This window comes from Duganella paludis, assembly GCF_054461335.1.
Genome location: NZ_CM136922.1, coordinates 3,349,082 through 3,373,408, shown reverse-complemented (window position 1 = coordinate 3,373,408; position 24,327 = coordinate 3,349,082). Strand labels below are relative to the sequence as shown.

23 protein-coding genes and 1 riboswitch are annotated in these 24,327 nt (G+C 64.1%); of the genes, 14 read left to right on the top strand and 9 right to left on the bottom strand.

All coding sequences use genetic code 11. From position 1 onward, the window contains the following. Position 1: 1 nt before the first annotated feature. Together ACXZ1M_RS15060 and ACXZ1M_RS15055 are read right to left on the bottom strand one after the other, a co-directional pair. On the bottom strand, positions 2–721 hold the full coding sequence (locus tag ACXZ1M_RS15060) for a glutathione S-transferase family protein (protein WP_459053927.1): 720 nt from the start codon (positions 719–721) through the stop codon (positions 2–4). Positions 722–744: 23 nt separating this feature from the next. After that, positions 745–2,712, bottom strand: coding sequence for a lytic transglycosylase domain-containing protein (locus ACXZ1M_RS15055; protein ID WP_459053926.1), 1,968 nt, complete (start codon positions 2,710–2,712; stop codon positions 745–747). 29 nt (positions 2,713–2,741) lie between these two features. Here ACXZ1M_RS15055 and ACXZ1M_RS15050 point away from each other — a divergent pair, with 29 nt between their 5' ends. Further along, a complete protein-coding gene (locus tag ACXZ1M_RS15050) occupies positions 2,742–3,335 on the top strand; it encodes a 5-formyltetrahydrofolate cyclo-ligase (protein ID WP_459053925.1) in 594 nt (197 codons plus the stop codon). Here the strand turns inward: ACXZ1M_RS15050 and metF are convergent. Genes metF through ahcY form a run of 3 tightly spaced genes read right to left on the bottom strand, consistent with a single transcriptional unit; the run spans position 3,332 to position 5,985 of the window. After that, the gene (metF, locus tag ACXZ1M_RS15045; protein ID WP_459053924.1) at positions 3,332–4,159 is read right to left on the bottom strand and encodes a methylenetetrahydrofolate reductase [NAD(P)H]; all 828 of its coding nucleotides are present in this window, start codon (positions 4,157–4,159) and stop codon (positions 3,332–3,334) included. The two genes, ACXZ1M_RS15050 and metF, sit on opposite strands and share 4 nt — an antisense overlap. After that, complete coding sequence (locus tag ACXZ1M_RS15040) at positions 4,146–4,502, bottom strand: phage holin family protein (RefSeq protein WP_373990036.1); 357 nt, start codon at positions 4,500–4,502, stop codon at positions 4,146–4,148. Before ACXZ1M_RS15040 ends, metF begins: the two co-directional genes overlap by 14 nt. Positions 4,503–4,557: 55 nt before the next feature. Next, positions 4,558–5,985: an adenosylhomocysteinase gene (gene ahcY, locus ACXZ1M_RS15035; RefSeq protein ID WP_459053923.1), complete on the bottom strand. Its 1,428-nt coding sequence runs from the start codon at positions 5,983–5,985 to the stop codon at positions 4,558–4,560. A gap of 28 nt (positions 5,986–6,013) precedes the next feature. Further along, positions 6,014–6,080, bottom strand: a riboswitch (S-adenosyl-L-homocysteine riboswitch). Positions 6,081–6,179: 99 nt separating this feature from the next. Between ahcY and ACXZ1M_RS15030 the strand changes: the two genes are divergently transcribed. Next, positions 6,180–6,707: a hypothetical protein gene (locus tag ACXZ1M_RS15030; protein ID WP_459053922.1), complete on the top strand. Its 528-nt coding sequence runs from the start codon at positions 6,180–6,182 to the stop codon at positions 6,705–6,707. Positions 6,708–6,838: 131 nt separating this feature from the next. On the opposite strand, the gene metK is transcribed toward ACXZ1M_RS15030, so the two are convergent. Continuing rightward, positions 6,839–8,005 carry a methionine adenosyltransferase gene (gene metK, locus ACXZ1M_RS15025; RefSeq protein WP_459053921.1) on the bottom strand — a complete coding sequence of 389 codons (1,167 nt, stop codon included), beginning with the start codon at positions 8,003–8,005 and terminating at the stop codon, positions 6,839–6,841. Positions 8,006–8,176: 171 nt separating this feature from the next. Here metK and ACXZ1M_RS15020 point away from each other — a divergent pair, with 171 nt between their 5' ends. From ACXZ1M_RS15020 to dapF, 3 genes are read left to right on the top strand one after another with little or no spacing between them, the layout of a single operon-like run. Continuing rightward, positions 8,177–9,031 carry a lysophospholipid acyltransferase family protein gene (locus ACXZ1M_RS15020; protein WP_459053920.1) on the top strand — a complete coding sequence of 285 codons (855 nt, stop codon included), beginning with the start codon at positions 8,177–8,179 and terminating at the stop codon, positions 9,029–9,031. A gap of 2 nt (positions 9,032–9,033) precedes the next feature. Then, positions 9,034–9,912, top strand: a complete 879-nt coding sequence (locus ACXZ1M_RS15015) for an LpxL/LpxP family acyltransferase (protein WP_459053919.1) — start codon at positions 9,034–9,036, stop codon at positions 9,910–9,912. A gap of 10 nt (positions 9,913–9,922) precedes the next feature. After that, positions 9,923–10,786 (top strand): diaminopimelate epimerase, encoded by an 864-nt coding sequence (gene dapF, locus ACXZ1M_RS15010; protein WP_459053918.1) that lies wholly within the window; start codon positions 9,923–9,925, stop codon positions 10,784–10,786. Here dapF and ACXZ1M_RS15005 read toward each other — a convergent pair. After that, entirely contained in the window at positions 10,783–12,330 is a 1,548-nt protein-coding gene (locus tag ACXZ1M_RS15005; RefSeq protein WP_459053917.1) for a tetratricopeptide repeat protein, read from the bottom strand. The genes dapF and ACXZ1M_RS15005 overlap by 4 nt on opposite strands. A 397-nt stretch (positions 12,331–12,727) precedes the next feature. Here ACXZ1M_RS15005 and ACXZ1M_RS15000 point away from each other — a divergent pair, with 397 nt between their 5' ends. The 8 genes from ACXZ1M_RS15000 (at position 12,728) to hslU (ending at position 20,554) form a co-directional block, all read left to right on the top strand. Next, a complete protein-coding gene (locus ACXZ1M_RS15000) occupies positions 12,728–13,780 on the top strand; it encodes a porin (RefSeq protein ID WP_459053916.1) in 1,053 nt (350 codons plus the stop codon). 115 nt (positions 13,781–13,895) lie between these two features. Then, positions 13,896–14,564, top strand: a complete 669-nt coding sequence (locus tag ACXZ1M_RS14995; RefSeq protein WP_459053915.1) for a DUF484 family protein — start codon at positions 13,896–13,898, stop codon at positions 14,562–14,564. An 11-nt stretch (positions 14,565–14,575) separates the two neighbouring features. Next, a complete protein-coding gene (locus ACXZ1M_RS14990) occupies positions 14,576–15,511 on the top strand; it encodes a tyrosine recombinase XerC (RefSeq protein WP_459053914.1) in 936 nt (311 codons plus the stop codon). Positions 15,512–15,620: 109 nt separating this feature from the next. Then, positions 15,621–16,694 carry a CobW family GTP-binding protein gene (locus tag ACXZ1M_RS14985; RefSeq protein WP_459053913.1) on the top strand — a complete coding sequence of 358 codons (1,074 nt, stop codon included), beginning with the start codon at positions 15,621–15,623 and terminating at the stop codon, positions 16,692–16,694. Between the two features lie 89 nt (positions 16,695–16,783). Continuing rightward, positions 16,784–17,230, top strand: a complete 447-nt coding sequence (gene dksA, locus ACXZ1M_RS14980) for an RNA polymerase-binding protein DksA (protein WP_459053912.1) — start codon at positions 16,784–16,786, stop codon at positions 17,228–17,230. A 79-nt stretch (positions 17,231–17,309) separates the two neighbouring features. Continuing rightward, positions 17,310–18,608: an STAS domain-containing protein gene (locus tag ACXZ1M_RS14975; RefSeq protein ID WP_459053911.1), complete on the top strand. Its 1,299-nt coding sequence runs from the start codon at positions 17,310–17,312 to the stop codon at positions 18,606–18,608. A gap of 69 nt (positions 18,609–18,677) precedes the next feature. Beyond that, entirely contained in the window at positions 18,678–19,220 is a 543-nt protein-coding gene (hslV, locus tag ACXZ1M_RS14970) for an ATP-dependent protease subunit HslV (RefSeq protein ID WP_161047548.1), read from the top strand. Beyond that, positions 19,217–20,554: an ATP-dependent protease ATPase subunit HslU gene (gene hslU / locus ACXZ1M_RS14965; RefSeq protein WP_459053910.1), complete on the top strand. Its 1,338-nt coding sequence runs from the start codon at positions 19,217–19,219 to the stop codon at positions 20,552–20,554. Before hslV ends, hslU begins: the two co-directional genes overlap by 4 nt. Positions 20,555–20,599: 45 nt before the next feature. Here the strand turns inward: hslU and ACXZ1M_RS14960 are convergent, their stop codons facing one another. Next, on the bottom strand, positions 20,600–21,166 hold the full coding sequence (locus ACXZ1M_RS14960) for an outer membrane protein (protein ID WP_459053909.1): 567 nt from the start codon (positions 21,164–21,166) through the stop codon (positions 20,600–20,602). 164 nt (positions 21,167–21,330) lie between these two features. Here ACXZ1M_RS14960 and ACXZ1M_RS14955 point away from each other — a divergent pair, with 164 nt between their 5' ends. Beyond that, positions 21,331–22,065, top strand: coding sequence for a helix-turn-helix domain-containing protein (locus ACXZ1M_RS14955; RefSeq protein WP_459053908.1), 735 nt, complete (start codon positions 21,331–21,333; stop codon positions 22,063–22,065). A gap of 1 nt (position 22,066) precedes the next feature. Here the strand turns inward: ACXZ1M_RS14955 and ACXZ1M_RS14950 are convergent, their stop codons facing one another. Next, positions 22,067–24,319, bottom strand: a complete 2,253-nt coding sequence (locus ACXZ1M_RS14950) for a patatin-like phospholipase family protein (RefSeq protein ID WP_459053907.1) — start codon at positions 24,317–24,319, stop codon at positions 22,067–22,069. Positions 24,320–24,327: the final 8 nt, after the last annotated feature.

Below are 24,327 nucleotides of genomic sequence, written 5' to 3'. Positions count from 1 at the left end.
TTTAGTCCGGCATTTCCGCATCGTGCTTGGGCGCCGTCTCGGTTTCGGCCAGCGCTTCCTCGATCCAGCGCGCCACGGCGGGATGGGCCAGCACGCGCTGGCAGTAGGCGTCCAGCGCCGGCGCCAGCGACACGCCGTAGGTACGGAAGCGCATCACCACCGGCGCATAGTAAGCGTCGGCGATCGAGAACTCGCCGAACAGGAACTGGTGATGGCCAAAGCGCGACAGGCATTCTTCCCAGATTTCGCTGATGCGGCCAATGTCGGCCTGCGTGCCCGGCGTGCGGCCCTTGCCGGGGAAGCTGGCGCGGATGTTCATCGACATCGAGGTGCGCAGGTCGCTGAAGCCGGCGTGCATCTCGGCGCACACCGAACGGGCGATGGCGCGCGCCGCCACGTCCTGCGGCCACAGATGCAGCTCAGGGAACTGCTCGGCGAGGTATTCGCAAATCGCCAGGCTGTCCCAGATGGTCATTTCCTCGCCGGCCAGCAGCACCGGCACGCGGCCCGATGCCGAGTAGCTGCAGATGCGGTTGGCGGTGTCGTCCTGGTCCAGCAGTACGCGCACTTCCTGGAACGGAATGCCGAAGGCGGTCATCGCCACCCACGGGCGCATCGACCACGAGGAGTAGTTCTTGTTGCCGATGACGAGCGTCAGGCCGGGCGAACGTGCGGCGGCCAGGGTTTGCGACAGGCTGGGATCTAGTTGAGTGGTCTGCATGATGGTGATGCTTCCTGTGTGGTTTAGCGAGGAACGAAGCTGGTCTCTTGCTCTTCCTGTTCGGTGTAGCCTTTGGGCGCCACGCTGCCGAGGCGTGCCTTCAGCGATTGCGGGCGGCCTTCAAACAGCGCCGCGTAGTAGGTGGCGTTCGACATCACGTTCTTGACGTAGGTGCGGGTCTCGAAATAAGGAATCGATTCGATGAACACGGTGCTGTCCATCGGCTTGTTGAGTGTCGCGCGCCACGAACGCAGGCGGCCCGGCCCGGCGTTGTACGCGGCGGTGGCCAGCACCTGCGAGCCATCCATATTCCCCAGCACCATGTTGAGGTAATTGGTGCCCAGCAGGATGTTGGTGCGCACGTCGCTCAGCATGTCCTGCGCGAAATCGGCCAGGCCGATCTTCTTGGCGACCCAGCGGCCGGTGGACGGCATCACCTGCATCAGGCCCGAAGCACCGGCATGCGATTGCGCATCCATTATGAAGCGCGACTCTTGCCGTATCAGGCCGTAGACCCAGGCCTTGTCCAGCCCCAGCGTCTGCGTGGCCGGGTGCATGACGTCGTTGTGCGGCGACGGGAAGCGTTGCGTGTAGTCGACCTGGATGCGGGTGCGCTCCGAAGTGTTGACCATGCGGTCGAGGATATGGTTCTGGCGCGCGAATTCGGCGGCGGCCAGGTGTTCGCGTTCGTTCAGGTTGCGCAGGCCCCAGTTCCATTCGCGCGTGCCTTCAAAGCGCAAACGCATGCTGAAGAACTTCAGCGCGCGCTGGAAGTTGGGGTTGGCGGCCATCGGCACGATCTCCGCCTGCGTGATCGGCGCGCCGGCGGTCGGAATGGAAATCAGCTTGCCGGTTTCCTCCAGCGCCAGCTGGCCGTAATAGTTCGACTGGTCGGCGATGCTGCGGAACAGCTGCAGCGCTTCACCGGAAGGCTGGCTGCTGACGCCATCGCGCGCCATCAGGGCGCGGCCCAGCCAGTAGACCCAGGTCGGCTCGCTGCGCAGCGCCGCCGGCATGGCGCGGATGTTGTTCTCGACCTGGCGCCAGTCGCCGTTGCGCAGCGCGATGCGGGTCTTCCACTGCGCCTGGTCGATGGACAGCTGGGCGCCGTTGGCGCGCTTCCAGTAATCGGTGGTCTCCGGCGCCAGCGAATACGAGGCTTGCAGCGCGATCGCGGCCCAGCCTTGCTGCAATTCCTGCGCCGTCATTTTCGGCGCCGCCTTGTTCAGCGCCAGCGTCGCCAGCTTGGTGCTGGTCTTGGCCAGGCGGCCGATGGCGACGATGTAGATCTGGTGTTCCAGCTTGCCGGCGCCGATGCCCTTGGCCACCGCCACTGCCGGCAGGTCGACCGCCTGCACGGCTTTCTTTTCCGGACCGTCGAGCAGCGTGACGATGCGGCGTGCCTGACCGGTGGCGTTGTATTCGCCGGACAGGCGCAGTTGCGCGTACAGGTCGTCGACGTTGAACTGGCCAGCCTGGTACAAGGTGGCGATCAGCGTGGCGCAAGGCTCGCCGTAGGCGTTCGGCGCGGTGAGCAGCGCGCGCGCTTCGTCCGCCACCTTCTGGCCCTTGAGCGCGCGTGAGATCAGCGCGTAGCATTTGACCTGGGTGTCGTCGTTCAGCACGAACAGCGGCAGTTGCTCGTCGAAGGTGGCCCAGTCGCGCTTGCGGCCGAGTTCCAGCAGCCAGTCGTTGCGCAAACGGTCGACGATGGCCTGGCCTTCGTAGCGCTTGAAGAATTCGCGGATTTCAGCCTGCGAGGCGTCCTTCAAATGCGATTTGAGCCGATAATAATCGACGTAGGACGGGATAGAATAATTGGGCAGCCGGGCGGCGTAGAAGTCCGCCTTGGAAGCGTCGTCCTGACGGACAGCGTCGCGCAGCAGCAGGAAGGAATTATCTTCTGTGCGGCTATCGGTGTCGTCGGCGTGCGCAAAAGTAGTGAAGGCAACGACGAGGGCGCCGGCTATCCATTTCGAAGCAGAAATCAATGTGCAACTCTCTTAAGACTTGAATCAATATGACCAGCATTCCCAGCACTCCTAGAATACCATGCAGCGATGCCGATTCACCAGCGCGGAAGGCCGATTTAAGGAAGCAGTTGCTGACCGCGCGGCGCGCGATCGACGGTGCAACACGCGCCGCGTGGGACCGCGCCATCGGCGATCAGGTGCTGGCGTGGTGGAAGGCCGAACAGCCGTCCGCGCTGGGGGTCTACTGGCCGCTGCGCGACGAGCCCGACCTGCACCCAGCCTACGCCGAACTGGCCCGCCTTGGCGCGCGCCTGCTGCTGCCGGTGGTGGTGCTAAAAGATGCGGCCCTGGAGTTCGCCGAGTGGCTTCCCGGCGAGGCGATGGTGAAGGATCAGATGGGAGTGGCCGTGCCGGCCGATTTGCGCTTGCAGACAGCGTATCCGCCGGCGCTGCTGGTGCCCTGCCTGGGCTTCAATGCGGATGGATACCGATTGGGCTACGGCGGCGGTTTCTACGACCGCACGCTGGCGCGTCACACGCCGCGCCCGCAGACACTGGGAATAGCCTACCAGTGCCTGCAGGTGCCGTTCGGCGCCGACGCCCACGATGTGGCGCTGGACCGCATCATCACCGAAGTTTAAGTCAGTCGCTGCCACAGCGCGGTGGTCGCCGCCGCCTGGTTCATGCTGTAGAAGTGCAGGCCGGGCGCGCCGCCTTTGAGCAGGCGTTCGCACAGCGCCGTCACCACGTCCAGGCCGAAGGCCTTGATCGAGGCGCTGTCGTCGCCGAAGCTGGCCAGCTTCAATCGCACCCAGCGCGGGATCTCGGCGCCGCACATGTCCGAGAAACGCATCAGCTGCGTGTAGTTCGTGATCGGCATGATGCCTGCCACGATAGGCACGTCGATGCCCAGCTTCTGCGTCTGCTCGACGAACTGGAAGTAGGCGTCGGCGTTGTAGAAATACTGGGTGATGGCGGCGTTGGCGCCTGCCTTGACCTTGCGCTCGAACGCCAGCAAGTCATCCTGCGGCGACTTGGCCTGCGGGTGCACTTCCGGATAGGCCGCCACTTCGATGTGGAACCAGTCGCCGGTTTCCTGGCGGATGAATTCCACCAGCTCGTTCGCGTAGCGGAATTCGCCGGCCGCGCCGTAGCCGCTCGGCAAGTCGCCGCGCAATGCGACGATGCGCTTGATGTCGTGCGACTTGAACTCGGCCAGGATCTCGCGGATCGACTCGCGCGTGCCGCCCACGCAGGACAGGTGCGGCGCGGCGTCTTCGCCGGCGTTGAGGATTTCCACCACGGTGTCCAGCGTGCCGCGCTGCGTGCTGCCGCCGGCGCCGAAGGTCACCGAAAAATACTTGGGTTTAAGCTCGGACAGCTTGGCGCGCGTGACGCGCAGCTTTTCCGCGCCTTCCGCCGTTTTCGGCGGGAAGAATTCGATACTGAAGTTAGGAGTGTCCATCTGGGTTCTTCAAAAGTAAGGTCGACAAAGCCCAGGAAATAATGCTGTACAACACGGCGCCACCGACGGCCGACAGGAAGCTGTCGACATGGAAGCCATCCACCCATTGCGCCACCAGCCAGAACATGAAGCCGTTGACGATGAAGATGAACAGGCCCAACGACAACAAGGTCACGGGCAGCGTCAGGAGCAGGAGGACGGGACGTATCAGCGTATTGACCAGGCCCAGTACAAGAGCCGCGACGAGGGCTGCGCCTATGCTTGTGACATCGACGGAATGCATGAGGTAAGGCACTGCCAGCAGGGCAATTGCATTGATTAACCAGGTAAGGACCAGACGCATAAGAAGTTCTCGCTGCAAAAAAGCGGGGCCGTAGCCCCGCCTTCAGTTGTTCAGATTAATAACGGTAGTGATCTGGCTTGTACGGACCTTCCTGGGTCACGCCGATGTAGTCGGCCTGTTCCTGGGTCAGCACGGTCAGTTGCGCATTCAGTTTCTTCAACTGCAGGCGCGCCACTTTTTCGTCCAGGTGCTTAGGCAGCACGTACACGCCGACCGGATACTTGGCGGTGTTGGCGTACAGCTCGATCTGGGCGATGGTCTGGTTGGCGAACGACGACGACATCACGTACGACGGGTGACCGGTGCCGCAACCCAGGTTCACCAGGCGGCCTTCGGCCAGCAGGATGATGCGCTTGCCCGACGGGAAGATCACGTGATCGACCTGTGGCTTGATGTTTTCCCAGGTGTACTTCTTCAGCGCGGCGACATCGATCTCGTTGTCGAAGTGGCCGATGTTGCAGACGATGGCCTGGTCTTTCATGGCCAGCATGTGCTGTTCGGTCAGGATGTGATAGTTGCCGGTGCAGGTGACGAAGATGTCGCCGTGTTCGGCGGCGTAATCCATGGTCACGACGCGGTAGCCTTCCATCGCGGCTTGCAGGGCGCAGATCGGATCGATCTCGGTCACCCAGACTTGTGCCGACAGGGCGCGCATGGCTTGGGCCGAGCCCTTGCCGACGTCACCGTAACCGGCGATCACGGCGACCTTACCGGCGATCATCACGTCGGTGGCGCGCTTGATGCCGTCGACCAGCGATTCGCGGCAACCGTACAGGTTGTCGAATTTCGATTTGGTGACGGAGTCGTTGACGTTGATCGCCGGGAAGGCCAGCTTGCCGTCCTTGTGCATCTGGTACAGGCGGTGCACGCCGGTGGTGGTTTCCTCGGTCACGCCCAGGATGTGCGGCAGACGCTTGGAGTACCAGGCCGGGTCGATCGCCAGGTGGGCCTTGATGGCGTTGAACAGGCAGATCTCTTCTTCCGAGCCTGGGGTGGCCAGCACCGAGATATCTTTCTCGGCGCGCGCGCCCAGGTGCAGCAGCAGGGTGGCGTCGCCGCCGTCGTCCAGGATCATGTTCGAGTACACGGCGTTGCCCGATGCGTCGGCAGGCCATTCGAAGATGCGGTGGGTGTAGTCCCAGTATTCGTCCAGGGTTTCGCCCTTGATGGCGAACACAGGCGTGCCGGCGGCGGCGATGGCGGCGGCGGCGTGGTCCTGGGTCGAGTAGATGTTGCACGACGCCCAACGCACGTCGGCGCCCAGCGCTTCCAGCGTCTGGATCAGCACGGCGGTCTGGATGGTCATGTGCAGCGAACCGGTGATGCGTGCGCCTTTCAGCGGCTGGGCGGCGGCGAATTCCTCGCGGATTGCCATCAGGCCAGGCATTTCGGTTTCGGCGATCTTGATTTCTTTGTTGCCCCATGGCGCCAGGGAGATATCGGCGACCAGGTAGTCTTGAGCGGTTTTGAGTACGGCGTTCATCACGCCCTCCTTTCATGTGTTGAAAAAAGTAACGTGAGCGCGGTTTGGATCTCCGAGCCTGGCGAATCAAGTTCGTCGCAGCGCTCCTCGGAGGGTGCATTTTAGCATCACCTCGGCGGGAATCCAGAAAAAAAACCACTTGAGATGCATCAAACCGTCGCCGCGCGACGGGGCGTACATTGATGCTTTAGCCGATGAACAAGATCATGGACCCGCGTGATGCCATCTGGAACGAAGCCCACGAGCTACAGTACCAAGTGCACTACGCCGAGAAAATCGAGCGCGCACTGTTGGCACGCTGGGGCTGGCTGGACAACGCGACCAAGATCGCCGTGGCGATCTCGTCGGGCAGTTCGGCCGTGACAGGCCTCGTATTTTGGCAAAACAGTGCCTATACTTTTTTATGGCCTGTATTCACGTCGGCCAGCGCACTGCTGGCCATCGTGTCCAAGCAAATTGCAGTCACGGAGAATCTCCGTCGGCATGCGATCGCGGCAGCCGACCTGTCATCGCTGGGACTCGACATCGGCACCCTGATCGTGCGCATGAAAATCAACGGCGGCTTTTCGGTACTGGAGTTTGAAAAGAAATTAATCGCATTGCGGGAACGGTATCGCATCACCATCAGCAAATCCAAGCACGACCTGCTGCTGACCGGGCGGGTGCAAGCCAAGGCCCAGAACCGGGTGGATTTGCATTACGAGGAGCATCACCATGAATAACAACGACGAATACTGGCGCAAATACCTGCCACTCAAGCCGCCGCCGCCGCCGCCGCCGCGCCCCAAATGACAACGCCCCGGAATCCGGGGCGTTGGTGTTTTCCGCTACAGCAAAGGCTGTCTAGGTCTGATTACTTCAGGCCGGCGGCGTCGCGCAGGATGGCGGCCTTGTCGGTGCGCTCCCAGGTGAATTCAGGCTCTTCGCGGCCGAAGTGGCCGTAGGCGGCGGTCTTGGCGTAGATCGGACGCAGCAGGTCCAGCATCAGCACGATGCCTTTCGGACGCAGGTCGAAGTGCGCCATCACCAGTTCGGCGATCTTCTCGTCCGAAATCACGCCCGTGCCTTCGGTGTAGACGGTGATGTTGATCGGACGCGCCACGCCGATGGCGTACGACACCTGCACCTGGCACTGGCGCGCCAGGCCGGCCGCCACCACGTTCTTGGCCACGTAGCGCGCCGCGTAGGCCGCCGAACGGTCCACCTTCGATGGATCCTTGCCCGAGAACGCGCCGCCGCCGTGCGGCGAGGCGCCGCCGTAGGTGTCGACGATGATCTTGCGGCCGGTCAGGCCGCAGTCGCCCTGCGGGCCGCCGATGACGAAACGGCCGGTCGGGTTGACCAGGTATTTGGTGTCCTGCAGCCATTCCTTCGGCAGCACCGGCTTGATGATCTCTTCAATCACCGCTTCTTCAATCTGCTTGTGCAGCATTTCCGGCGCGTGCTGGGTCGACAGCACCACGGTGTCCACCGCCACCGGGCGGCCGTTGACGTAACGCAGGGTCACTTGCGACTTGGCATCCGGACGCAGCCATGGCAGGCGGCCGTCCTTGCGCAGCTGCGACTGGCGCTCGACCAGACGGTGCGCGTAGTGGATCGCCGCTGGCATCAGCTCGGCGGTTTCGTCGCAAGCGTAGCCGAACATCAGGCCCTGGTCGCCGGCGCCCTGGTCCAGGTCGATGCCGGCGCCTTCGTCCACGCCCTGGGCGATGTCGGGCGACTGCTTGTCGTAGGCCACCAGCACCGCGCAACCACGGTAGTCGATACCGTAGTCGGTGTTGTCGTAACCGATGCGCTTGATGGTTTCGCGCGCAACTTGAATATAATCAACGTTGGCGTGGGTGGTGATTTCACCTGCCAGTACCACCAGACCGGTGTTGCACAGCGTTTCGGCGGCAACACGGGCTTTCGGGTCCTGGGCCAGAATCGCGTCGAGGATGGCGTCGGAAATCTGGTCAGCGACCTTGTCGGGGTGACCTTCCGAGACGGATTCAGAGGTGAAGAGGTAATCATTTGACATCGCAAGCTCCTGATATGGTTAGAAAACGGTCGCATACCGGCACGGCTTGCGACGCTTTAGCGACATTTATATACCGCGACGCAAGTTGTCATTAACTCAGCGGTTACTACTTATCGTGTTATTTTACGCTTTTTTAAAAAAACTTGCTCCTAACACAGGCACAAACTCTCCATGTTGGTTCCCCTTTTTCGCTTCCTGTCGATTTTCCCCTTGCCATTCCTGCACGCCGCCGGCGCGGCCTTAGGCTGGCTGGTGTATTGGGCCTCGCCGTCTTACCGCCGCCGCATGCGCGACAATATGCGCCAGGCAGGCGTAGGCGAACACCTCAATGCCGCCGTGGCGGAAGCCGGTAAGAGCATCATCGAACTACCCTTCATCTGGTGCGCCGACCCGGCCCGCGTGTCGCGCCACGCCAGCCTGGAAAACTGGGAACTGGTGCAAAACGAATTGGACGCCGGTCGCGGGATTGTGTTCATGACGCCACACTTGGGCTGCTTTGAGATCGTGGCCCAGGAAATTGCCCTGCGCACCGAGCTGATGGTGATGTACCGTCCGCCCAAAAAAGCGGCACTCAAGCCGCTGATCGAGGGCGCGCGCGCGCGCAAGAACCTGCTGCTGGCACCGGCCACCATGTCCGGCGTGCGCATGCTGGCCAAGTTTCTCAAGAAAGGCCAGCCGGTCGGCGTGCTGCCCGACCAGGTGCCGCAGGAAGGCGAAGGCGTGTGGGCCACTTTCTTCGGCCGCGCGGCCTACACCATGACGCTGCCGGCCAAGCTGGCGCAGTTGGGCGACGCCACCGTCATCATCACCTACGCCGAGCGCCTCCCAGGCGGGCGCGGCTATGTGGTACGCTTCGTGCCCTTTGACGGTTCGCTGGACGGCGACAGCGCCGCGCAGGCGCAAGCCATCAACAGCGCCATGGAGCGCCTGATCGTCCGCAGCCCGTCGCAATACTACTGGAGCTATAACCGCTACAAGGTGCCGCACGGAATTGAAGCGCCGTCGGCCGCCAAGGCGGGAGAATAAACATGAAAGTAATGCTGGGATTAATGTGGCTGCTGCACTGGCTGCCGCTGCCGCTGCTGGGCCGCTTCGGCGACGCCATCGGCAGCCTGCTGTTCATGACGCTGCGCTCGCGCCGCCACATCGCGCTGACCAATCTGCGCCTGTGCATGCCGGAACTGACCGAAGCCGAACGGGTCGATATCGCGCACCGCCATTTCCAGGCCTATTCGCGCAGCGTGTGGGAACGCGCCGTGCTGTGGTGGGCATCGGAAGCGCGCCTGAAACGCTTGATCACTATCGATCCCGACGGCGAAATCCCGGTGGCCGCCATGACCGACAAGCCGACCATCCTGCTGTGCCCGCACTTCGTGTGCCTGGACGTGGCCGGCGCTTCGATCGCCATGGAAGCCAGCGCCTCCTCGATGTACGTGACGCAAAAGAACGCCGCCTTCGACCAGGTGCTGCGCGCCGGCCGCGCCCGCTTCAAGCCGGTCAAGCTGTTCACGCGCCAGGACGGCATCAAGCCCATCCTGCGCGCGCTGCGCGACAAGCTGCCCTACTTCATGCTGCCGGACATGGACTTCGGCGAGAAGGATGCCGAGTTCGTGCCCTTCTTCGGCATCCAGGCCGCCACGCTGACGGCCACCGCGCGCATCGCCGCCACCACCGGCGCGCAGGTGATGCCGGTGATCGCCACCTTCCTGCCCGGTTACCGTGGCTGGCGTGTGAAATTCTATCCAGTGTGGGACAATTATCCCGGCGACGACATGGTGGCCGCCACCCGCCGCATGAACCAGTTCATCGAGGAACGCGTGCGCGAGGCGCCGGCCGAGTATTTCTGGACCCACAAACGCTTCAAGACGCGCCCGAACGGCGAGCCTTCGCTGTACCGCAAACTGTAGACCACCGCCCATGAAACTGAAATTCACCAAAATGCACGGCGCCGGCAATGACTTCGTCGTGATCGACGGCGTCACCCAGCACATCGACTTCACGCCGGCCCAGTGGCAGCTGCTGGGCGACCGCCGCTTCGGCGTGGGTGCCGACCAGATCCTGCTGGTCGAGAAACCGACCGAGGCCGGCTGCGATTTCCGCTACCGCATCTTCAACGCCGACGGCGGCGAGGTCGAGCAGTGCGGCAACGGCTCGCGCGCCTTCGTCAAGTTTGTGGCGGAAAAAGGCCTGACCGATAAAACCAGCATCAGCGTGCAGACCAAGGCCGGCGTGATCGCGCCGCGCCTGGAAGCGGATGGCAGCATCACGGTGGACATGGGCGCACCGATCCTGGAACCGGGCCGCGTGCCGTTCGACGCCGAAGGCCTGCAGGGCGAGCCGCAAGGCCGCGACACCCTGTGGCCGCTGGTGCTGGAACTGGGCGGCGCGCGCGAGAGCGTGCTGATTTCGGCGGTGTCGATGGGCAATCCGCACGCGGTGCAGGTGGTGGACGATGTGGACACCGCGCCGGTGGAACTGACCGGTCCGCTGATCGAGCATCATGTGCGCTTCCCGAACCGCGTCAACGCCGGCTTCATGCAGATCATCAACCGCCAGCACGTGAAGCTGCGCGTGTTCGAGCGCGGCGTCGGTGAAACCCTGGCCTGCGGCACCGGCGCCTGCGCGGCGGCCGTGGCCGGCATCCGCCGCGGCTTGCTCGACAGCCCGGTGCGCATCGATGCGCGCGGCGGCCAGTTGTCGATCAGCTGGGATGGCGAAGGTCAACCGGTCTGGCTGACCGGCCCGGCGGTAACGGTGTTCGAAGGTGAAATAGAAATCTAGGCGGCCAGCAGGTCGTCGCCGCCGACGTGCGGCAACCAGGTCTTGAGACGGTACAGGCGCTGGCGGTAGTTGCCTTCCAGCCCGTCCGGCCCGCTGTCGATGGATTCGAACAGGCGCACGATGCGGTCCAGCGCCTGGCGCTCGCGCGCCGTGCGCAGCAACACCAGGCGGCGCTTGCTGCGGCCGTAACTGGCGCGGATATCGACCACCAGGCAATGCCCCTGGTCGGCCGCCGTCACATCCAGCAGCAGGGCTTCCGCCCGGCTCAGGCCGAACAGCGCGGCCAGCTCCAGCCGCGCCGCCAGCAATGGCTGGCTTTCCAACAATTCCCGCGTCAGACAGGTCACGATGCTGGCCACCCAGCCCGCCTCCTTGGGCGAGGCGGCGACCCGTGCCAGGGCCGTTTCCGCTTCCGCGCATCCCTGCGCCGCCGCTTTCTGCAGCCAGTAGGCGGCGCGCACATCGCTGTGCTCGTCGGTGCGGCGGTTGCGCCAGGCATACATGCCGCACTCCAGCTGGGCGGCGACATGGCCCATCTCGGCGGCGCGCTCCAGATAGCTTTGCGCCTCGGCCACGCAGCGCTGCGAAAATTCCGGCTTCAGATAAATGCGCGACAACGCAAACCACGCGTCCGCCAGCCCCTGTTCGCCCGCCAGCGTCAGCCAGCGGATGGCGCGCTTGAAATTGACGGCGGCGATGCCGCTGCTCTGGCGCTTGCCCTCGCCATCCATGCGCGCGAACCACAGGCCCAGCGCCAGCTGGGCATTGCGGTCGCCGCCGTAGGCCGCCAGTTCGCAGCATTGGTGGCGGCTGCCATCATCATCGGCCGACGCTGGCAACAGCTCGGCGCAGCGCGCCAGCAACACCACTTGGGGCGGGCCGGGCAGCCAGTCGCAGGCGCGCGCCGTCTCGGCGTCGGCCGGCGCGGTGGCCAGCAGGCGTTGCAGCAGCGGCGTGGCATGCGCCAGGAACAGCATGTGGTCCTGGCGCCACAACTGGTCGAGCCGCGTGTAGTCCTCGGTCGGAATAACGTTGTCGGCACGCCACGCTGGCGGCGACGGACGGCGTGCCGCCACCGGACGGGCGTTGCGTTGTACCGGCGCCACGGAATTCAGCGGACGGCCATCGGCCTGGTGCGCCAGCAGCCATTGCGCCTCCGGCAAGCCGGCGCGCGCGGCCGCCTCCAGCGCCTGCTGGGCCTTGTGGCGCAGTTCCGGGGAATCGTTGGCGGCGGGTTGTTGCAGCACCAGTTGCGCCAGCACCAGGCCGGCTTGCTTGATGCCGGCGTCGTAGGCGCGCTCGTACCACGGCAGCACGTCGGGCGGACAGTTGCGGGCGGTTTCAAACGGGATGTGGCTGCCGATCAGGCGCCACGCTTCCTCGCGCTCCTGCCGGGCGGCGCGGCCCAGCCAGTGCAGCGCGGTCGGCATATTGAGGGGCAAGCCGGCGCCGCCGAACAAGTACAACTTGCCCAGCGCCAGTTGGCAGTCCGCGTCTCCGGCGCGGGCGCCCCGTATGATCCCTAACTCTTCTCGATTGGCCATCGTCTCTTTATGAATGCGATTCATCGAAAGCGGGTGGGCCGCGATTGCTGTCTGCGACGCCATATGAACCTAAGTGTAGCGTGCGATTCGCGCCACACCCTAAACAATATGCGCCGCCGCTTGATCTTCCACAAACGCCGCCCCCCACTCCCGCCTGTACGCTAGAGCTGTTTTGATGCCCAAATGAAAGCAAATCAGGCATGAAACGGGTCAAATGACGCGCCTGACAAGCGTTTCAAAAATACAACAAGAAGCCCGGCTTGCATGGCTTTCGACCAAAACAAGCCGTCACAATCGACCATTCCAGCACAAACCAGTCAGCGAGCCATTAAGGTTCTAGCAACCGGCGGTCAAGCAGCAGCGGGGATGCGATTCACACTTATAAAGGAAATAACAAATGAAGAAATCTTTGTTGGCTCTGGCTCTGATGGGCAGCTTCTCCGCAGCTTACGCACAGTCCTCCGTGGTCATTTACGGCACCCTGGACGCAGGCGTCTCGCGCCGCACCGATACCGACATCACCGCCGTGGGCAAACGCGACAACAACAAGCTCGGTTTCCGTGGCGTGGAGGACCTCGGCAGCGGCCTGAAGGCCCTGTTCCAGCTGGAAATTCGCTACGAGCCCGACACCGGCGTCATCGAAAGCACCGTGCGTCCCCTGTTCCAGGGCCAGAGCCGGGTTGGTCTGCAAGGCGACTTCGGCACCATCCGCCTGGGCCGTGGCCTGACCGCCTTCCAGGAAACCAGCACCGCCTACGAACCCTGGTCGGGCATGCCCGCCGTGGCCGGCTACCAGACCGACCTTCAAGTGGCCGGCTACACCTCCGATCCGATGAGCGTGGCCGGCAACTCGCTGAACCGCTTCTCCAACGCGGTGTTCTACAACACCCCGGTACTGGGCGGCATCTTCCAGCTGAACGTGACGGTGGCCACCAAGGAAGCCAACAACAATCCCGTCATCATCGGCCGCGGCACGGCCGCCGCGCCGCAGTTCCCGGCCAACAGCATGGCGCCGGTCCATCCGTATTCGATCAGCGGCACCGCCACCCAGGGCCCGTTCTCGGCCTACGCCGCGTATGAGCGCAACGCCGTGTCCACCAAGCTGTGGTCGGTCGGCGCCTCGTTCAAGGCCACCAAGGATCTGAAACTGATGGGTTCCTACCAGCACCAGGACCAGGACTACAGCCTGCCGATCAATCCCGACACCAAAGCCTGGCTGGTGGGCGCCAACTACACGGTCGGCCCGGGACTGATCCGCGCCGGTATCGGCCGCAAGACGCCGGACAATGCGCTCAACAGCCCGCTGATCGCCAAGACCAAGCAATTCTCGCTCGGCTACGACTACAACCTGTCGCCGCGCACCTATCTGTACGTCGACGGCACCCGCAAGAAGCTGACGCCGGCCGCCACCTTCAATTACTACAGCATGGGTATCCATCACAACTTCTAAGCGGCGCAGTCGGCAAGAACTGCCAGCGTGAGTTGGGGAATGACGGGCATGGGACACCATGTCCGTTTTTTTTCGTTTAAAATTGCACACCACCACCGCATAGCAAAGTACCTCGATGACCGCCCCACTGGATTCCACCCTCGTTGCACAATTCCTGACCGACAACCCGCAGTTCTTCGACGAGCACGCGGACCTGCTGGGCGAGATCAAGCTGGCCAGCCCGCTGACGGGACGCGCCGTCTCGCTGCAGGAGCGCCAGATGGAAGTGTTGCGCGACAAATACAAAGCGCTGGAACTGCGCATGAGCAACCTGATGCGCCTGGCCTCGGAAAACGAAGCCATCGCCAACAAGTTCCACCGCTGGACCCAGGTGCTGTTGCAATCGGAAGACGTGGGCTCGATGCCGTTCTCCGTGGTCAACGGCCTGAAGACCGCATTCGAAGTACCGCAAGTGACGTTGCGCATCTGGGGCACCGCGCCGGATTACCTGGACGAATGGTTCGTCAAGGGCGTGTCGGAAGATGCGCGCATCTTCGCCAACAGCCTGCTGGCCCCGTACTGCGGCGCCAACAAGGACTTTGAAGCGGTGCGCTGGCTGGACGACGCCTCGGCCGTGGTATCGACCGTCATCATCCCGCTGCGCAAGCCGGGCGACAAGCAAGCCTTCGGCCTGCTGATCATGGGTTCGCAGGACGCCAACCGCTTCACCTCGCTGATGGCGACCGACTTCCTGGTCCACATCGGCGAAACCTCCAGCACCGCGCTGGCCTGGCTGCTGGCCTGAGGCCTGCCCCGATGAGCGACGCTCCAGACCCCAAGCTGGCCTGGATCGACGCTTACCTGGCCCACCTGGCCGGCGTGCGCCGGCTCTCTCCCCACACCGTCGCCGCCTACGCGCGCGACCTGCAGGAATTGGCAGGACTGTCCGGCGCCGTCGAGTGGACCGCGCTCGACCACCACGCCATCCGCCGCCTGACCGCCAAACTGCACGCCCAGCAACTCGATCCGCGTTCGATCGCGCGCAAGCTGTCGAGCTGGCGCGGCTTTTTCAACTGGCTCGGCGAGCACACGCCGCTGGCCGCCAACCCGGTGCAGGGCGTGCGCGCGCCCAAGCGCGCCAAGACCCTGCCGCGCGCGTTGTCGGTCGACGATGCCGTGCAGTTGGTCGCACCGCCCCGCCCGGTCGCCGGCGCCTCGCCCGAGCCGGCCGAGCTGTGCAACCGCGCCATGTTCGAACTGTTGTATTCCAGCGGCCTGCGGGTGTCCGAACTGGTGGGCCTCGACCTCACGCCCGGCAAGGACAGCCTGGGCTGGGTGGAAACCGGCAACCGCGAGGTGACCGTCACCGGCAAGGGCAACAAGCGGCGTACGGTGCCGGTGGGCAAGGCCGCGCTGGAGGCGCTGCAAGCCTGGCTGGCGGTGCGCCCGGCGCCGGCCGACGGCGGCAACGCGCTGTTCCTCAGCACGCGCGGCACCCGCGTCTCGCCGCGCGTGATACAGCAGCGGCTGCAGGCCCACGGCGTGGCCAACGGCGCGCCGGTGCACGTGCACCCGCACATGCTGCGCCACTCCTTCGCCTCCCACGTGCTGCAATCATCGGGCGATTTGCGGGCAGTACAGGAAATGCTGGGCCACTCCAGCATCAGCTCGACCCAGGTTTATACCGCGCTGGACTTCCAGCACCTGGCCGAGGTTTACGACAAAGCCCACCCGCGCGCCAAGCTGAAGTAGTTTTTCCGCAGCGCGTGCTGATATCGCTCAATCAGGCGAATTGCAAGCGCCGGAAAAATTCCGGCATAATCGCCCGATTGCATCCACGCATTTTGAAACTATAAACAACATGGCCATGATTCCCACCACCATCCTGACCGGCTTCCTCGGCGCCGGTAAAACCACCCTGCTCAACCGCATCCTGCAGGAACAGCACGGCATGCGCATTGCCGTCATCGAGAACGAATTCGGCCAGGAAAACATCGACAACGAGATCCTGGTGCAGGACACCGGCGAACAGATCGTGGAAATGAACAACGGCTGCATCTGCTGCACCGTGCGCGGCGACTTGATCGTGGCGCTGAGCAATCTGGCGCAAAAGCGCGAAGCCGGCGAAATCCAGTTCGACCGCGTGGTGATCGAGACCACCGGCCTGGCCAATCCCGGCCCGGTGGCGCAGACCTTCTTCGTTGACGAGGAAGTGGGCGCTCACTACATGCTGGACGCCGTGGTCACCGTGGTGGACGCCCGCCACGCCATGGAGCAGCTGGACCAGCACGAAGAAGCCCAGCGCCAGGTCGGTTTCGCCGACAAGCTGCTGCTGTCCAAGGCCGATCTGGTGACCGAGGAACAGCTGGCGGCGCTGACCGCGCGCCTGGCCCGCATCAATCCGCGCGCCCCGGTCAGCAAGTCCGATTTCGGCCGTGCCCCGATCACCGAGGTGCTGGACCTGAAGGGCTTCAACCTGAACGACAAGCTGGAACTCGATCCGGACTTCCTGCTGACCGAACAAACCCACGAGGAAGGCCACGTGCACGACGAGCACTGCGGCCACGACCACCATGAGCATGACCACGACCATGGCCACGAGCATCACGGCCATGACCACCACCACAGCCACCACAGCGACGACATCGCCGCTTTCGTCTTCAAAAGCAACCGTCCGTTCGACACCGCCAAGCTCGACGAGTTCCTCGGCGGCCTGGTCAATGTATATGGTCCTCGCATGCTGCGCTACAAAGGCGTATTGTTCATGCAGGATGCCGACCGCAAGGTAGTATTCCAGGGCGTGCACCAGATCATGGGCAGCGACCTCGGCGCGAAATGGGGAGAAAACGACGTTCGTGGCAGCAAAATGGTATTTATAGGCAAAAATCTCCCTAAAGACATCTTTATTAGCGGTTTAGAACAATGTCTGGTATAAACTATCCGGGTTTTGTGGGGATGGCTAAATAGCCACGAACCCGGGCTGATTAATGTTCCAACTCTGTCGTATCGAAGGTAAGCGAAGTTATGACCAAAACTAATAAATCGACCCCAGCCGCCGCTGACCGCATCCTGACCGAAGAAGAAATTCTGAAGATGGATGACAAGGATTACATGAATCCTGCGCAAATGGCCTTCTTCAAGGCCAAGCTGCAGGCCCTGGAAAAAGAGCTGCTGAAAAACGCCGGCGAAACCACCGAACACCTGCGCGAAACCGTGCTGGTGCCGGACCCGGCCGACCGCGCCACCATCGAGGAAGAGCACGCGCTGGAACTGCGCACCCGCGACCGCGAGCGCAAGCTGCTGAAGAAAGTTCAGCAGTCGATCGCCGCCATCGATGGCAACGACTACGGCTGGTGCGAAGAAACCGGCGAGCCGATCGGCATTCCACGCCTGATCGCCCGTCCGACCGCCACGTTGTCGCTGGAAGCCCAGCAACGCCGCGAACTGAAGCAGAAACTGTACGGCGATTAATTCCCGCCATTCCCATCAAGAAGCACGCGCCTCACGCCGCGTGCTTTTTTTATGCGGAAAGCAGCTACACTAGGCGGCTATGGGATTGTTCTCTCTCTTCAAGAAAACCGAGCCGCTGCCGCCGCTGACCGACGACGAGCAGGCGCGGCTGGCCGCCAACAGCGAAGCCGAACGCCTGAGCCAGCAGGCGCGCCAGCGCGAGATCGCCCGCGCCACCGCCATGAAGATCGACGCCATCGAATCGGCGATGGCGGCCGACATCTTCAGCCAGGGCGAACCGGCGTGGGGCAGCCAGCGCCCGGCCCGGCCGCCGCGCGCGAGCAACGATGCCGAGCCGCTCGACGATTTCCCGACCACCATGCTGATGGGCGACGAGGAACTGCCGCTGGCCAGCGCCGACGACAGCACGCCGCTGGTCGAGGAAATCGCCATTCTGTACGCCAACGGCCAGGCCGCCGTGGCCCAGCAGATGCTGGTCGACGCCGTGGCCGGCGCCAACCACAACAGCGACCGCAGCGCCTGGTGGATGCTGTTCGACCTGTACCAGGTCAGCGGCCAGCAGGACGCCTTCGACAACCTGTCGATCGACTACGCCAGCACCTTTGAAACCTCGCCGCCGCCGTGGCACGCGCCGGCCGTGCTGTCCGCCCACTCGCCGGACTGGGCCGGGCTGACGCCGACCGAATCGTTCGCCGGCGTGCTCGACCAGCACATCGCTCCGCAGCTGGAGCGCCTGCGCCAGCTGGCAGCCGACCATCCCGTGTTGCGGCTGGAACTGATCCGCGTGACGGCGGTGGCGGCCAACGGCGCCGCCCTGCTGCTGGAAACGCTGCGCCAGCTGCAACAGCAGCAGCGCGAGCTGATCTTGGTGGGCGCGGCGACGCTCAGCGCGCAGATCCGCGCCAACCTCGCCATCGGCCGCCGCGACGAAGGCGAAGCCGTGTGGCTGCTGCTGCTGGAACTGCTGCAGCTGCAAAACCGCGAAAAGGAATTCGAGCAAATCGGCATGGACTACTGCGTCACCTTCGAAGTGTCGCCCCCCTCGTTCACGGCGCCGCACCAGGTCGCCATGGCGCCGGCGCAACAGGTTTCGGCTTCGCCCGACCGCTTCATGTTGCCGCCGATCATAGAACATCAACTTGGCGCCCTGCTGCCGGCGATACAACAGTATGCTGAGCAATATCCGGCCCTGGTGTTCGACTGCTCGCGCCTGACCCGCATCGACTACGCCAGCGCGATCCAGCTACACACGGTATTGCAGCCCTGGGCCGGCGAGGGGCGCAAGCTGGCCTTCCGCGACGTCAATCACCTGGTCGCTGCCCTGCTGCGGCTGCTGGGCTTTGCCGGCCTGGCGCGGATTTATCCCCACAAGTATTAACTTGCAATTCTAGTTCCCGGCCCCACTTTTTGGTCTTGAAGCAGCCCGCATCATTACTTTGAGGTAACTATGGAACAATTTCACGGCACCACCATTTTGTGCGTGCGTCGCGGCAAGGAAGTCGCGCTGGGCGGCGATGGCCAGGTCACGCTCGGCAACATCGTCATGAAGGGCACGGCCCGCAAGGTGCGCAAGGTGTACCAGGGCAAGGTCCTGGTCGGCTTCGCCGGCGGCACCGCCGACGCCTTCACCCTGCTCGACCGCTTCGAAGGCAAGCTGGAAAAGCACCAGGGCAACCTGCTGCGCGCCTCGGTCGAGCTGGCCAAGGACTGGCGCACCGACCGCGTGCTGCGCCGCCTGGAAGCCATGCTGCTGGTGGCCGACAGCGAATCGACGCTGGTGATCACCGGCAACGGCGACGTGCTGGAACCGGAGGATGGCGTCGGCGCCATCGGCTCGGGCGGCACCTACGCGCAGTCGGCGGCCAAGGCGCTGGTCGAGAACACGGAACTGTCGCCGGCGGAAGTCGTCAAAAAATCACTGACCATCGCCGGGCAGCTGTGCATCTACACCAATCTGAACCACATCATTGAGACACTGGATCCAGCATGAACATGACCCCGCAGGAAATCGTCGGCGAGCTCGACAAACACGTGGTTGGCCAGGGCAAGGCCAAGAAAGCGGTCGCCATCGCACTGCGCAACCGCTGGCGCCGCCAGCAGGTGGAAGAGCCGCTGCGTCATGAAATCACGCCGAAGAACATCCTGATGATCGGCCCGACCGGCGTCGGCAAGACCGAGATCGCGCGCCGCCTGGCCAAGCTGGCCGACGCGCCCTTCATCAAGATCGAAGCCACCAAGTTCACCGAGGTCGGCTACGTGGGCCGCGACGTCGACACCATCATCCGCGACCTGGTCGACATCGGCGTCAAGCAGACCCGCCTGGCCGAGATGGCCAAAGTGCGCACCCGCGCCGAAGACGCTGCCGAAGACCGCGTGCTCGACATCCTGCTGCCGCCGGCGCGCGACTTCGGCTTCACGCCGTCGGCCAGCACCGAGGCGCCGAAGGACGACGCCACCCGCCAGACCTTCCGCAAGCGCCTGCGCCAGGGCGAGCTGGACGACAAGGAAATCGAGATCGAGCTGGCCGAAGCCGGCCCGCAGATGGAAATCATGGCCCCGCCCGGCATGGAGGAAATGACCGAGCAGATCAAGTCCATGTTCTCCGGCATCGGCGCCCAGCGCAAGAAGGCGCGCAAGGTCAAGATCAAGGAAGCCATGAAGTTCCTGGTGGACGAGGAAGCGGCCAAGCTCATCAACGAAGACGAGATGAAGCAGAAAGCCATCCAGAACGTGGAGCAGAACGGCATCGTGTTCCTGGACGAGATCGACAAGATCGCCTCGCGCTCGGAAGTGGGCGGCGCCGACGTCTCGCGCGCCGGCGTGCAGCGCGACCTGCTGCCGCTGGTGGAGGGCACGACCGTCAACACCAAGTACGGCATGATCAAGACCGACCACATCCTGTTCATCGCCTCGGGCGCCTTCCACCTGGCCAAGCCGTCGGACCTGATTCCCGAGCTGCAAGGCCGCTTCCCGATCCGGGTGGAACTGGAATCGCTGTCGATCGCCGATTTCGAACGCATCCTCACCAGCACCGACGCCTGCCTGACCAAGCAGTACGAAGCCTTGCTGGCAACGGAAGACGTGAAACTGGAATTTGCGCAGGAAGGCATCACGCGCCTGGCGGAGATCGCCTACTCGGTCAACGAACGGACCGAAAACATCGGCGCGCGCCGGCTGTACACGGTGATGGAAAAGCTGCTGGAAGAGTTGTCGTTCACAGCCACTGAAGACACCGGCAAGACCGTGGTAATCGATGCGGCGTATGTGAATGCGCGCCTGGATGCGCTGGCGGTCAACGAAGACCTGTCGCGTTACGTGCTGTAAGGTGGAAACCCTCAGCGGGCGCCGGTCGTGGCGCCCGCTCTCAGGTTAAAAGTTGTAACGCAAGCCGGTGCCCAGCGTCGGCTTGGTATTTTTCTCATAGGCGTTCAGGTGGACCGGCATGTAGCTCAGGTCGACCGTCAGCGACACATTTGGGTTGAGCCGGTACGCCAGGCCAACGCCCGCCGTCACGCCGCCACGGTCATAGCTGTTGTCTTGTCCGGCATAGCCTGCATAACGGGAGCGGGTGGTGGCGTGCGCATAGTTGCCACCCAGCCGGCTGGTCAGCGTCCAGTTTTCGTTCAGAGGCAACGCCGTAGTCCAGTTGACGCCGATGCCGTTCGCGCGCACCCGGTTTCCGCCCGAATAACTGAAATCCCCCCACTGGAATACTCTGGACTCGGTGCCCAGCGTAAACACCATCAATTCCACCGCATGCACCTGCTCGGTGCCCAGCTTGTAGCCGGCGTAGGCGCGCACCAGGCTGGTGTTGTTGCTGAACTGGGTGCCGACGTCCGCGCCCACATAGACAGGCGACGGTTCGGCGCCCACTGCGCTGCCGCAACCGGCGCCGATCACCATGGCCATCGCCACTTTCAACATCGTGTTGGACATCTCTTCTCCGTAAGGTAGTTCAGGGCGCCGTCTCTACTACGAGAGACAGCGCAAGCAGTGTCCCCCACTTCGCGCGGATGTACTAATTAATTATTCCAGGGAGAGATTTTCACACCGACGGGTATCGTGATACGATACCTTTTGTTTTTTTACCAAGGCGTAAAATGAGCTCACCGGAACTACTGCTGCAAGTGCTGCGGACCCAGATGCGGGCCGCCGGCGTGACCTACAAAATGCTGGCCGAGCGCATTGCGATGAGCGAATCGAGCGTCAAGCGCATGTTCGGCCAGCAGGACATGTCGCTGTCGCGGCTGGCGCAGATCTGCAAGGCGGCCGGAGTGCCGATGGAAGACGTGCTGCGCGGCGCGGCCGACGCCACGCCGCAGGCGGACCGGCTCACGCTGACGCAGGAAAAATCGCTGCTGGCCAATCCCAAGCTGTTGCTGATGGCGATCAGCTGTCTCGGGCACTGGACGCTGGAACAAGTGCTGGAAACCTACGCGCTGACGGAGCCGGAATGCATCGTCCTGCTGGCCGAGCTGGACCGCCTGGGCCTGATCGAACTCAAGCCGCTGAACCGCTACCGCCTGCGCGTCTCGAACGCCTTCCGCTGGCTGCCGGACGGTCCGGTGCAGCAATTCTTCCGCGAGCACGTGGTGGACGATTACTTCGGCGGCAGCTTCGACGGCGCCGGCGAAACGCTGCTCTGCCTGCCGGCACGGCTATCGCTGCCAAGCGCGCAGGAACTGGTGGGACGCGTGCAGCAACTGGCGGGCGAGCTGGCGCGGCTGCACCAGGGCGACCGCCGCCTGGGAGCGCACGAGCGCGACGGCTTCACCCTGCTGGTCGGCTTCCGCTCCTGGGAATTCGCCGCCTTCACCGCCCTGCGCCGCAAATAAATTACCAGATCGGGCCGAGGAACAGGTAGGCGCTGCTCTTGCCACCCTTGGTGGTGCCGGTGCCGAAGTACAAGGGTCCGAAGCGCGTGTCGACCGCGATGAAGCCGCTGGCTGCCTGCTTGAGCTTGCCCCAGCTGAGCGGATCGGTCGGGCTGTAGGCGGCGCCGGCTTCGAGCGAGAAGCCGAGCCGCACGTCGCCGCCCAGCGCCGCCGGCATGGCGCCGATGCTGCGCGCCATCACCACCCGGCCCAGCACCGTGCGGCTGCCCACCACCGATTCCGGCGTGGTGCCCGACAGGCGCAGGAAGCCGCCCAGGTTGTTATCCCCTGCGCCGCCCTGGCTGCGCGCCCATTCCGCGTACACGTGGCCGGCCCAGCGGCCAGTGTGGAACGCCTCCAGCCCCTGCAGGCTTTGCCGCGTCGGCACCGGCGCGCTGTTCTTCGATTTTTCCACCGCGCGCTGCCACTCCAGGCTGAACAAGGTGCCGCGCGTCGGGAAGGCGATGGTGTCCAGGGTATCGATGTTGAAGCTCAGCGCCTGCACCGTCTGCAGCGCGCGCATGTTGGTCAGGTCTTCCGGAATGCTCAGATGCTGATTGCTGACCTGCCGTCCCACCGAGTAACGCACGTCGCCCCAGCGCCCCAGCTGCCGCCCCACCCCCACCGAGGCGGCCGTGTAATCGTAAGCCACACGCACCTGGCGGAAGCCGCTGGTGTTGAAAATGTCGCTCGAACCGGACGCGTATTCCAGCGCCGGCGCCACATACCACTGCGACCCCGGCCCCAGCGGCTGCCAGAACTGGAAGCCCAGCGCGCGCTGGGTGCCCACGCTGCCGATGGTGCGCAACTCGGCGCCCCAGTCGTTGAGCGACGACAGCACGTGCATGGCCTTGAACTGGAAGGCGCTGTTCTCGCTGAAGTCGCTGTTCAGCTCCAGGCCCACGCGCAGGCGGCTGTGCGCCCAATCGGCCTCTGTCGGTTTGATCAGCACGCTGCGGCCGTTCTCATCGTCGCGCACTTCCGTCTCCACGCGCGACAGGTCGCCGCGTCCGAACAGCTGGTTGCCGGCGGCGGTGGCTTGCTCGCTGGTGACCATCTGGCCCAGTTTCAGGCCGCTCTGCACTTCCAGTTCCTTGGGATTGATACGGCCGCTGGGCGCCACTTCCAGCCTGGTCAACTTGACCGGCTGGTCGATCGCCACCGGCGCCGAGGAGCGGTTCACTTCATACGAGGCGTACTGCGACTCCGGCAAGGCCAGTCCCACCAGCTTGGCGCTCATGGCGCGCACCGCCGCCTCGCCCTCCTTCATGGCGCGGTCATGGCGACCGAAATCGAGGAAGCCGATGCCGCCCAGGTCCGGCTGCAACAGCACGTCGCTGGGCCGCAGTTCCTTGAGCGAGCGCTGGACGTTCTGCTCGGTGAGGATCTGCAGCATCTGCTGCGCCACGCTGACCGCGCTCACAAGTTCCTTCTCCTGCGCCAGCGGCGTGCCGACATTCACGGCGATGATGATGTCCGCACCCATCTCGCGCGCCACGTCCACCGGCAGGTTGCGTACCAGGCCGCCGTCCACCAGCAGGCGCTGGTTCACGCGCACCGGTGCGAACACGCCCGGCACGGCCAGCGATGCGCGCATCGCCAGGAACAGCGGCGTGTCGGTCAACTCCACCAGTTCGCCGGTGACCAGGTCGGAAGCGACGGAGCGGAACGGCAGCTGCAGCAGGTTGGCCGGCTTGTCGCGCGCGCCGGGCGGCAGCACGCGGGTCAGCGCCAGTTCCAGCGCTTCGTTGCCGGCGGCGGCCGGCGGCAACGAGACGCCGTCCAGGTGCGCGCCGAATTCAATGCGCGACGGCAGCAGCAGGTCTTCCTCGCGGCGCCGCGCCACCAGTTGGTCGCGCGGCGGACGGTCCGCCACCACGGCGTTCCAGTCGGTACGGCGCACCAGTTGTTCCAGTTGATCGACCGAGCTGCCGGCCGCGTACGCGCCGCCGACCACGCTGCCCATGCTGGTGCCGACCACGATGTCGACCGGGATCCGCAGTTCCTGCAAGGCGCGCAGCACGCCGATGTGGGCGAAGCCACGCGCGCCGCCGCCGGACAACACCAGCGCGACTTTGGGACGCGGCTTGATGGCGGCATCCGGTGCCACCGACGTGGCATTCGGTTGCAGCGCCGCCGGCGCCGGCGCGGCGCACGCGATGGACAAGAAAAAGCCGCAGCATAAAGCTGCGGCCAGATTACGCATATAAGCCATAGGCCATC